The following is an 11,148-nucleotide window of genomic DNA, read 5'->3' as shown; positions in this document are numbered from 1 at the left end:
GGCACTGCGGCGAGGATCGCCATGCCGCAGTGCCCGACCCGGCGGCGGTGGTCAAAGTGGTGGGTGCCCTCGGCCTGCTTCTCTCTCCGTTTTATTTCGGCCTCAATCTGTGGGCGGTGACCCGCCTCATCGAGGATCCGGAGCTGCGCCCCGGCAAAGCCATGGTGGCGCTGGCGTGGGCGGGCATGGTGCTGATGGTAGGCACCATCGGCCTGCTCTTCTGGACCACCTTCTTCCTCGGCTGAGGCCCCAAGGATCACCGGAGCCCGCTGAGGTTTCTATTGCCTCCCATCGAACTTCATGCTACATTCCCATAAACCCTCATGGAGTGACCTCATGAATCGGCTGATCTTCATCTGCTTTTCGTTGAGCTGTCTCGCACTGACGAGCCTGCTCGCCCCCACCGCCCTGGGACAAGCCGCGTCCATCACCTTCGAGCCACCGCGTCCCCACGACGGCGAGGCGATCCTAGTGACGGTGATGCTCCCCGGATTCGAAGTCTGCGACCTCGACCCGGCGTGGTCCTTCGACTCCACCCAGGCCCCCCGCGTCGACATCCAGATCCGCGAGGAATGCCTCGCGCCGCCGCCGCCGGGCTCGCCCCAGACCGCCAGCTTCGAGATCTTCATCGGTCCCCTACCCGCCGGCACCTTCACCGTCCGCGTCCTCGGATCGACCAGCCTGCCCCTCATCGCCCGCCCCGTCAGGGTCGGCCGGGAAGGGAGCTGCGTTCCGTCCCAAAGCACCCTTTGCCTCCAGCGTGGACGCTTCCAGGTGCGCGCCCTCTACGCCACCGGCGACCAGTTCGGCCCGGGCCGTGCCCTTCCCAGAACCGAGGAGTCGGGCTATTACACCTTCTTCGATCGCGAGAACGTGGAGCTAGTGGTGAAGATCCTCGATGGCTGCAATACCACCTTCAACAGCTATTGGCTGTTCACCGCCGGGCTGACCAACGTCGGCGTAGAGCTGCAGGTGACGGACACCGTCACCGGCCAGAGCCGCTCCTATTTCAACCCGGAACGCAAGCCCTACCCGACCATCCTCGACACCCGGGCGATGCCCGTTTGCCCCTGAGGCCCATCCCATGAACCGCGAAACCATGACACCGTCGCTCCCAACTCAGCCCAGCCCTTCGAGGAAGCTACCGATACCCTTGCTGCGCATTGGCCTGCTCTGCGTCGTCGCCGTCCTAGCAGCCGGTTCCGCAGCAGCACAGCTCGCCGGACCGATCTCCGTCAATCCCTTGTCGCCCGTCCTGATGCCGGGGGAGATCGGTGAGGTCGTCGTCTCAGGCGTCGGCTCCTGCCCTACGGCCCACTCCGGCGAGACCACCAGCGATACGGTGATCATCGTCTTCAACGCCCACTGCCCGATCCTGCCTCCCGAACCCACCCCCTTCGCCATCCGAGTGCCGGTGGGACCGCTGGAAACCGGGACCTACACCGTCGAGGTGCGCGAGGCCGGCACCGATGAGCTACTGGCGACCGCTCCCTGGCAGGTGGGCTACCCCTACGGCACCTTCGACCTGGAGATCTCCCCGACGCCGGTGGCCCCCGGGGAGGTGGCCCAGGCCATCGTCACCGGCCGGGCTCCGTGTCCGCTGATCGCCGATCTGGTGGTCGAGGACGATGAGATCGATCTGCTGATCAACAACTGCGGCCTGCCCCTGCCACCGGCGGAAGACTTCCGACTGACCATCGACCTGCCGCCCCTTTCCGCCGGCGATTACACCGTCGGCGCCCGCAACTTCCTCGACGGCGTGTATTTCGCCCTGGAGGATCTGGCGGTGCTGGAGACCCCGACCCAGCTGGAGCTGCTGCCGGCCATCGCCAGCAACTTGGAAGACGTGGTGGCACGCCTCGACGGTTTCTCCACCTGCCCGTCGCTGCGCTTCGTCGACGTGAGCATGCCGCGCATCGAGATCAGCTACTCCACCGGCTGCCCGTTCACCCCACCGCCGCCGCCGTCGGAATTCACCTTCCCCATCACCCTGGGCCAGCTGGACCCCGGGGACTACACGGTGGTGGCATCGAATACCTCCACCGGCGAGGAAGTGACCCGGGACCTGCTGGTGGTGGAGCGAGCACCGCCCCTACGCTTCGATCCCGCGGCACCGAGGATCGACGATCCGGTCACCGCCATCGTCGGGCTGGCGGGAGTGGAGGTCTGCGATCCGGCGCCCGTGGCCACCATCGAGTTCGATCAGGTGGAAATCCGCCTCGACGATGACTGCCTGCAACTGCCCCCGGGGCCGGCGGGGACCCCGCCGCCGGTCACCGAGATCCCGGTGGAGCTCGGGCTCCTGGAGGCCGACACTTACACCGTGCGCGTCCTCGGGACCAACGACGCCCTGCTGGCCCGGGGCCGCCTGGACGTGCGCGCCTTCGGCGCCTGCATTCCCTCCCTCACCAGCCTGTGCCTCCAGGGCGGCCGCTTCCAGGTGCGGGCGGAGTACACCAGCGACCTCGGCTCCGGCAGCGGCCGAGCGGTGCAGGAGACCGACGACTCGGGCTCCTTCACCTTCTTCAACGAGAACAATGTGGAGCTGGTGGTCAAGGTGTTGGACGGCTGCGGCACCAGCTTCCGCAGTTATTGGGTCTTCGCCGCCGGCCTCACCAACGTCGGCGTCCGACTAACGGTGACGGACACCGAGCGCACCATCGTGCGGCAATACGACAGCCCCCAGGGAACCACCTTCGAGACGATCCTCGACACCATGGGCTTCTTCACCTGCCGCTGACGGCCCAGGGGTAGTGAACCCTCGTGGCCCGGTCGTGTCCTGGCCGAAATCCGCTCAGGCCTCGGCACTGCTGGCCGCCGCCGGCGGTGGAGCCGGAGCGGCGCGCGGAAAACTCGCTGCGCTCAAACAGTTCCGCGCGTTTCTCCGCTCTCGCTCCTGCCTGCGGCGGGTGCCTCGGAGTCTTCGCGGATTCCGGCCAGGACACGACCTCCGCTACAGCTAGACTCCGCCGGCTCTCTTTGACCGCCATTGGACCGCCGGTTGCCCGGCCGCCGGGAAGCGGCTAGGCTGAAGTCCACGCGCTACCGGCCCCGTCGACCGGATCGGTGGCCCCCAAGGAAGATTAGAGAATCGGCTTCGCGGCGCACTTCGGGCGTAGCGGGCGAGAGGGAGGACGAGGATGGATTACCGCAATCTCGGCGGCGCCGGCGTCAAGGTGTCGCCTCTTTGTCTCGGCACCATGATGTTCGGCGAGTGGGGCAACCGCGATCACGAGGATTGCGTGCGCATCATCCACCGGGCTCTGGACGCCGGCATCAACTTCATCGACACCGCCAATATGTACTCCGAGGGCGAGTCCGAATCCATCGTTGGCCGGGCGCTCCAGGACCGCCGCAACCAGGCGGTGCTGGCCACCAAGGTCTACTTCCCCATGGGCAAGAACCCCAACGCTCGGGGGCTCTCCCGCAAGGCCATCGAAGAGCAGGTGGAGCACAGCCTGCGGCGCCTGCAAACCGATTGCATCGACCTCTACCAGATCCACCGGCCGGACCGCTCGGTGCCCTGGGAGGAGACCCTGCGGGCCATGGACGACCTGGTGCGCCGGGGCATGGTGCGCTACATCGGCTGCTCCACCAACCACCACGAGGTGCAGGGGGAAAAACCCCTGGCGGCGTGGGAGATCGTCGAGACCCTGTGGATCAGCGAACGCCACGGCTGGGAGCGCTTCGTCTGCCTCCAGCCGCCCTACAGCATCCTCCGCCGCACCCTGGAGGACAGCCACTTCCCCATGACCCAGGCCCACGGCATCGCCAACATCGTGTGGAGCCCCCTGGAGGGCGGCTGGCTCACGGGCAAATATCGCAAGGGTCAGAGCAATCCCGCGGACAGCCCGCGGGCGAAGAAGTGGGTCGGTGATCTGGAGCAGGAGCGCTTCGAGCATCGCCTGGAGGTGGTGGAAGAGCTGGTCCGCATGGCCGACGACGCCGACGCTTCCCTGGCGGAGCTGGCCCTGCGCTGGACCCTCGAGCACCCGGCGGTGACCTCCGCCATCATCGGCCCGCGCACCATGGAGCAGCTGGAGAGCTGCATCCGCGCCACCGAGGTCGAGCTCAGCGGCGCCATGCTCTCGCGCATCGACGAGCTGGTGCCGCCCGGGACGTCGGTGCTCTGATTCGATTCCGATAGAGAGAGGATCAGAGCGGAGCCTCGGCGATCTTCCGGGCTTGCTCCCGAAGCTTGGCCAGGAGCTCGGCGACCTCCTCCAGGCGCCCGAGACGAGCGGCCGCTGCCGCCACCGGTTCAGCCCCCGCCTCGGCATCAGCGGAAGGGCCGCAGTGCCCGAGGATCAAGCGCCGGATTTCCCTCGCTTTCTCGTCCGCCAGATCTTCGACGGAGAGGGCCGCCCGGCGGGCGGCGGCTCGGGTGTCGGCGAAATCTTTCTCCAGCGCCTTCCGCGCTGAATACCCAGCCCCCGCCGCGGCGCCGGCGACGGCACCAAAGAGGGTCCCGATGATCGGCACCACGGTGCCGGCGGCGGCGCCGGCGGCAGCACCGCCGAGCCAGGTACCCCCGTCGGGAGCGTTGTCCGCCACCTCGACCCGCAGCTTCGGCGCGGTGAGGCTGCGGCGGATCTGCCGGCGGGCCTCCTGGGGCAACTCGGTGTGGCGGTTTCGCTCCAGCGCTCCGGCGACGGCCTGGAAGAAGTCTTTGCGCGTCCCTTCACCAAGAATCTTCAGCGCGCGGTTGAGCCGGTCGGTGTAGGTGTCGTCCCGCTGCAGAGGATCCGAGATCCCCCTCACCAAAGCGTCCGCCACCTCTCGCACCCCCGCGCTCCAATCCCCTTTCAACCGGCTGAGGATGTGGTCGAGCTCCCGCCGCAGCCTCTTGCCGTCGGCTTCGGCGGCGGCGCGGCGGGCTCGGGCCTCCTGCCGAGCCGTCTCCAGGGCCTTCTCCTCCGCCTCGACGCGCCCGCCGAGCTCCTCCTCCAGCGCCCGCAGGGCTACCAGCAGCCGGTGGGCCCGTACCCGATCTCGGCGTCCACCGATGCCCGCGGCGTCGTGGAGCACCAGCCGGCGCAGATCCGCCCCGCCGAAGGCACCGTTTCCGGTAACGCCCAGAGCCCGCCCCGCCACCGCCGCCACCGTGGGTGGCTGGGCTGCGGTGAAGCCGAGCTCTGGGGAGAGCTCCGACAGCTTCTCCAACAGGAAGGGCAACTGCCGCTCGAGCCCTCGGCGCCACTCCTCCTCCCCGTCCTGCTGGAGGAAGAAGTTGAGCACGAAGACCACCGACGCCGGCCCGGAGTAGGCGATCTCCTCGGCCAGAAACGCGACCTCCACCTCCGAGAGCATCTGCTTCGAGGTCAGAATCCACAACAGCACGTCCCCCCGCCGCACCGCTCGCCGGGCGCAGTGGTTCATGGCCTTGGTGTCGTTGATGCCGGGGGAGTCGATCCAGCGTTGACCGGAGGGGATCTCGACCCCGGCGAGGTCCAGCTCCACCCGGTCGACCGCCTCGATCTCCGGCCGCTGCTGTCCGGCTTCGTCGAGGAGGGCCACTTCCCGGCGGATGGAGTCGGTCTCGCAAGCGATGCCGTAGCGGTCACCGTTGCGGAAGACCTCCCCGCGATCGGCGGCGGCGGAACCCAGCGAGCACAGGGCTCCGGTCTCCGGCAGCGCATCCACCGGCAGGATCTCCCGTCCCAGGAGGGCGTTGAGAAGGGTCGACTTGCCGGATTTGAAATGGCCGCCGAAGACCAGGGTGGCCCCCTCGCCGCCAACCGCACCATCATCCTGTACCAGCCCCTCCACTTCCTCGGCCCATGCCGGCTCGACGCCCCGGAGAGCGCCAGCCAGCTGGCGCAGCCCTGCCGTCAGCCGACGCCAGGTTGCATCGTCCACCAGCGATGGGCCGTCGTCCGATCGGGCGTGTCGAAGCCAGCGGTCCCCAGCCAGGCGATAGGTGGTCATCTCGATGGTCCGCCTCAGGCCGCCTGGGCGGCGTTCAATTCCACTTCCTGCAGTTCGTCCATCTGCCGGCGAATGGCCTCCCGGACCTGGGTGAGCTCCTCCAGCACCGACTGCTTCTCGGCGCGGGAAAGCTCGTTGAGCTGCATCATGCTGCGGACGTTCTCTTCCTCGCTGGCGATGGCGGAGCCCAGTTCCGCCATCAGGCTCTTCTCCACCTCGGCGAAGAGCTGATCGACGCCACTCTCGATCCTCGGGCCAGCGGCGGCGGGGACCTTGTCCAGCTGCTCGAAGAATTGATCGAGGGTCCGCTCCTGCAGACGCTTCTCGATCCCCACCCGGTTCCAGGTCATGCTGCCGAGCAGTCCGCCGATCAGCGCCGCGGGAACGATGAGTGGGGCGATGGCGAAGCCCAGGGTGCTCAAAACCCCCAGACCGATGCCCGAGGCGACCCAGCCGCCGACGGTGCCCGCCAGGCCCCGCAAGCCGGCCACGCCGCCGCCGGCGGCCAGGCTGACGTCCTGCAGCAACACCCCCGCCAGGATTCCGATGGCCCGCTGCTTCAGGCTCACCGGCTCCACCACCTCGCCGGAGGCTACCTTCAGCCCGGTGAGCCGAAGCTGGATGTCGCTCAGACCCCGCTCGATCTCCCCCACCTCCTCGGACACCTCGTCCATCAGGCGATCGAAGATCGGCTGCAGCTCTTGTTGCGCCCCGGGCTCCGTGGCAGGCGCCTTGTGCCAAACGTCGAAGCGCTCTTTGGCGATGCCGGTGCAGGCGGCAGCCATCTCTTCACAGAGCTGCTTCTGCCGGAAAGCGGCGCGGACGAAACCGCCCACTCCCTGCAGCGACTCCAGCTCGACCTTTTCCAGCTCGATGGGCAGATCCCGGCGCAGATCCCGCACCATGCGGGCGAAGCTTCCCTCCAGCTGGCGAATGCTCTCGCGGCGGTAGCGATCGAGGATCTTCGGCAGTTTCCGCCGCCGCTGATGGATCGCCTCCAGCTGCGGAGCGATCTCCTCGAACGCCTCCGCCAGCTCGGCGCTCTCCCGTTCGAGGCCGGCGCGGCGGGTTTCCACCTGTTGCTCGAGCTCCCGGGCATGCTCCAAGGCGGCACCGATGAACTTCTCCAGATGCACCCGATGGCGGTCGCGCACCAGGAAATCTCCCAGCCGCTCCTCGAAGGCCAGCAGACCGGAGCTCTCCACCAGCTCATCGGAAGGCTCCAGCTTGCCCTTCTCGGCGTCGAGACCTTGGACGAAGTGGATGTCCTTTTCTTCCAGATCCTGCCCTTGCCACTTCGGGCCGCTCATCATGTCCGTCACCAGCCGCTGCCAGGCGGCTCCCCGCAGGCGTTCGTTGACTTCCTGCTGGTGAAAGAGGTTGATCACGGTGAAGAGATGAGTCTTGGTCGAGAGCAGCTCCCGGGCGACGAAATCCCGCTCCTCCTTGCCCGCCAGCGCATCGCTGCGAAAGACCACGATGGCCGCGTCGGCTCGGTCCAGGGCCTGGCGGGTGATGTCGGTGCGGTGGGGCACGTCGTCGGTGCCGGGGGAGTCGATGAGGGTGACCCCGGACTGGCATAGCTCGGCGGGAAACCCGAGTTCGAAGTTGCGGATGTCCTGGAAGATTCGGCGGTTCTCTTCCTCGTCCATACGCACCGTCGACTCTTCGAGATAGCGCTCCAGGGGCCACTCCTGCTCCTCACCGTCGAAGCTCCACGCCTTCACCCAGGGCTCCTCGGCGTAGCGGATGTAGGTCAGGGTCGCAGTGGCGGGCAGATTGTCTACCGGCAGCGGACCGTGCTCGCCGGCGATGGCCGGCAGCGGCCGCGTCGGGCGACCCAACAAGGCGTTGAGCAAGGTCGATTTGCCGTTCTTGAAGCGGCCGACGACGATGACCTTGAAGGTGTCGGAAAGCAGATCCTCGCGCACGCCGCCGAAGCGCTTGGCGATCTCTTGAAGCTCCAGCTCCGCGGCGATGTCGCCGAGGGCGCCGATGGCCTCGGCGGCTCGGTGGGTGGATCTGCGCCGGACCTCCTCGACCTTGGCCTTGAGGCCCTTGGGAGAACCGGTGTTCTCGGCACTTGTGGTCTTGGGGCTGGGGGTCTCGGTGGTAGGGGTTTCAGGAATCAGGGTTTCAGCACTCATGGTCTAGCTCCTCTCGCTACCGTTCGAAAACGAATGAAATTTCAGGCTCAAAGACTCGTGTCGAAGACTCGGCGGCGGATCCCGGCCAGGCGTTCGGAGATCGCCTGAGTGCCCGTCGCCCCAGATGTCGCCGCAGATGTCGTGGCAGATGGGGCCGAGGCTTCCGAAGCCTCCAGCCGTTGCTCCAACTCTCGCCAGCGCCGGTTGAGCTCGGAGCGGATCTCTCCGTGAAGGTCATGGAGTGCCCGGCGCAGCTCGTCCCGCAGCCGGCCCAGGGCGACATGGACCTGCCCCACCGCCTCCTCGACGACAAGTTGCTTGCGGCCGCTCCGGCGGCGGAAGCGCTGGAGCCAACCGACCCCGAACGCTCCGGAGGCGGAGCTCAAGGCGATGAGCAGCGGGGCAAAGCCGAGGAAGGTGGAGAACCAGGCGGACACGGCACCCCCGGACGCCACCAGCAGCAGCGTGGCCAGATCGTCCGACGGTGCCGACGCCGAAGCACGGTCTCGGCGAGGGTCCGCCGGTAGCCGGCCGTCCAATCCGAGATCGTCCTCGCTCCAGCGGACGGAAGCCAGCGGCGCCAGCAGCTCCTCGGGATAGCCATCGCCGTCTTCGATGAGGTTCCACCGAACGTCCCGCAGGAGCTGGCGACCGTCGTCCAAGAGCTCTCGCCGGCGCTTCTCCACGCGCTCGGCACAGGTCTCGGCCAGGCGCCCCACGGCCTCCCGCATCCGCCCCTCCACCGCCGCCTCGATCTCCTCCGCGGTGGCGGACTTGCGGTCCAAAAGCCCTTCGAGCTCGTCCTCCAGCTCGGTCCCCAGATCGCGGTCGAGGTCGTTGAGAGCCCGATCCACCTCGTCCCGCAGCTGCCGGAAGTCGACGTCGAGGCGCTCGGCGAGACGGCGGCGGGAGCGCTGCAGCGACCGGCGGAGGCTGCTCAAGGACCGGTCCTCCGCCTCGCCGGCCCCGGGATGGGACGCCGACGGCTTCTGGGGAACCACCGGTGCGGGATCCCCAGCGACCTCCTGCTCCGCCCGTTCCAGCAGCCGGCGAAGACGCCAGGCGTCGAGCGCCGCCGGATCCGCCCCGGCACCTTTCAGCCACTTCTCCAGCCGCTCTTCATCCTGCGCCAGCCGCTGGGCCAGAAACTCCGGGAGGGAATCCTCGCCGGCACCGGCGGCGGAGAGATGGGGGTGCGCTTCGGGGGAGAGCTGGCGGGCACCACGCTCGACGATGTCCAGATCCCCTGCATCCTCCAGGGTCTCGGCCCCGTCGTAGACGAGAGCCCAGGATTCCGCCGGACGGCCGACGGTGAGCTCTTCCACTGCAGCGCGCAGAGCGGCATCCACGAGGCGGCCGCAGGAGAGGAGGATCACCAGCTTCGAAGCCCCCCAGGCGGCGGCGGGGTCCTGGGCCAGCTCGTCCAGAGAGGCCACCGAGGAGGAGCTCGCCGACAGCTTCTGAGACCGCCGGGAGCGCCATGCGGCGCCGTCCACGGCGGGCCCGCAAGCGATGCAGACGTCAGCCGTAGCGGGCGGATCGAGCAAGCCGGCGGCGAGCTCTTCGAGATCGTTCCAGCCCTCCTCGGCGGCCAGCCGGCGCAGCTCGCCGAGACCGTCTTGGGCGGGAATCGAGGCGGTGGGGGTCAGAGTCGGGGTCGATGTGTTGGCCATACGTCCTTCCGGGTGACGGGGGTTTTTCCGGGTTCAGCCTCCAAGACCCGGCGGAAGGACGAGTGTTTAGTGGGATGGGGAGATTTTTCGAACGGGCTGCTTGGACGGGCTCGCTTCGAAGGGGCGGCTTCGAAGGGGTAGCTTCGACGGGGCGGCTACTTCCCCACCAACCAGCGTAGCTCCTGACGCACCGCCCGGCCCAGGGCGCGCACCAACAGCAGCGGCGGCGGGGTGCGGGCGAAGGCGCCGGCGATGGCGTAGAGGGTCCGCAGGCCCACGCGGTCGCCGCCGGTGATGGCGTAGATGGGCTCCCAGGTGTGGGGCAGGAATTTGGCCTTGTAGGCGTCGAGACCGTCGAAATCGTAGAAGCGGCGGCCGTGGGCGCGCACCCAGCCAAGGAGCAGACGCAGCCACCAGCGCTGGGGCGGCGAGCCCAAGCCGGCGCGTTTGGACAGGGGGCACAGCCCGAGGGTGGCGTATTCGCACCCGGCGGCGGCGAAGCTCTCCATGGCGGCGTCGAGGAGCAGCTCGGTGGTGCCGTTGGGAGCCCCGAACCCGCGGATATTCTGCTCCACCAGCCAGCCCCGCCGTTGAGGCACCGGCGAGGCCACCAAGAAGGCCACCGGCCGGCCCTTCCGGGAGGCGACGAAGACCTGACGGTCGTAGAGCCGCCCCAGGGTCTCCGGCTCCACCAGGAAGTGCAGCGGCGGCAGGCCGCGGGTGCTCAGCCACTCTTCCAGACAGCGGTGGAGCTCCGGATGGTCGGTAGCCCGCTCGGCGCTCCAGGCTTCCGCCACGACGTTCTTGTTGCGCGCGCGGTGGAGCTGGGCGCGCAGGGAAGCCTTGCTGTCGAGGGTCTGGCGCCAGCGCTGGGGATTCCAACAGGGTTGAGCCCCCAGGTACAGCCGATCGTAGGGCCCCCGGGCCGCCAGCGCCTGGGCCAACCGCTCGCCGGCACCGAAATAACAGGCGCGCAGGCCGGCGCCGCGGGTGTCCTGCTCGAATTCCTCTACCACGCTCTCCAACCGCTCCGGTGCACACACCGGCGATCCCGCCACCACCCGATGGCCGTGGGCGGTGACATAGCCCACCAAAGCCTCGCCGTCGGCAGCGGTCCAGCGCTCGATGCCGGGGTTCAAGATCTGGTAGACGGTGCTATTCCAACCAAACCGCAGTACCAGCTCCCGCGCCCGTCGCAGATGCTCCGGAGGCAGCGAATCGTCCACTTTTGAGGACGAATCCTGCTCCAACACTTTCCCGTCCTCTTCCCCACTGCAGGTGTTTTCCAGGGCTGGCGACGACTCGGCCATGGCGGCAGCCTATCGCGAGGAAGAGGCCTCGGCGGACGAGGAGGACATTCAGCGATATGCTGTTGAAAGTAGTGGGCTGGCGCCCACTCT

Annotated in this window: 8 protein-coding genes; 4 read left to right on the top strand and 4 right to left on the bottom strand. The window is 68.1% G+C overall.

The features are described from left to right. From SX243_22150 to SX243_22135, 4 genes are all read left to right on the top strand, one after another. On the top strand, positions 1–245 hold a 245-nt coding region (locus SX243_22150; protein MDY7095687.1), incomplete at its 5' end, for a hypothetical protein. A 91-nt stretch (positions 246–336) separates the two neighbouring features. After that, the gene (locus SX243_22145) at positions 337–1,074 is read left to right on the top strand and encodes a hypothetical protein (GenBank protein ID MDY7095686.1); all 738 of its coding nucleotides are present in this window, start codon (positions 337–339) and stop codon (positions 1,072–1,074) included. A gap of 79 nt (positions 1,075–1,153) precedes the next feature. Then, on the top strand, positions 1,154–2,740 hold the full coding sequence (locus SX243_22140) for a hypothetical protein (protein MDY7095685.1): 1,587 nt from the start codon (positions 1,154–1,156) through the stop codon (positions 2,738–2,740). Positions 2,741–3,140: 400 nt separating this feature from the next. Next, complete coding sequence (locus SX243_22135; GenBank protein ID MDY7095684.1) at positions 3,141–4,133, top strand: aldo/keto reductase; 993 nt, start codon at positions 3,141–3,143, stop codon at positions 4,131–4,133. Between the two features lie 22 nt (positions 4,134–4,155). Here the strand turns inward: SX243_22135 and SX243_22130 are convergent, their stop codons facing one another. From SX243_22130 to SX243_22115, 4 genes are all read right to left on the bottom strand, one after another. After that, positions 4,156–5,928, bottom strand: coding sequence for a dynamin family protein (locus SX243_22130; GenBank protein ID MDY7095683.1), 1,773 nt, complete (start codon positions 5,926–5,928; stop codon positions 4,156–4,158). Positions 5,929–5,942: 14 nt separating this feature from the next. Then, positions 5,943–8,075: a dynamin family protein gene (locus SX243_22125; GenBank protein MDY7095682.1), complete on the bottom strand. Its 2,133-nt coding sequence runs from the start codon at positions 8,073–8,075 to the stop codon at positions 5,943–5,945. Between the two features lie 47 nt (positions 8,076–8,122). After that, a complete protein-coding gene (locus SX243_22120) occupies positions 8,123–9,748 on the bottom strand; it encodes a hypothetical protein (protein MDY7095681.1) in 1,626 nt (541 codons plus the stop codon). A gap of 155 nt (positions 9,749–9,903) precedes the next feature. Next, positions 9,904–11,058: a DUF2156 domain-containing protein gene (locus SX243_22115; GenBank protein MDY7095680.1), complete on the bottom strand. Its 1,155-nt coding sequence runs from the start codon at positions 11,056–11,058 to the stop codon at positions 9,904–9,906. Positions 11,059–11,148 lie beyond the last annotated feature (90 nt).

It is taken from the genome of Acidobacteriota bacterium, assembly GCA_034211275.1.
In the GTDB taxonomy this organism is placed as follows: Bacteria; Acidobacteriota; Thermoanaerobaculia; order Multivoradales; family JAHZIX01; genus JAGQSE01.
The sequence above is the reverse complement of the archived record's forward strand: the minus strand, read 5'-3'. Positions and strand labels throughout refer to the sequence as shown.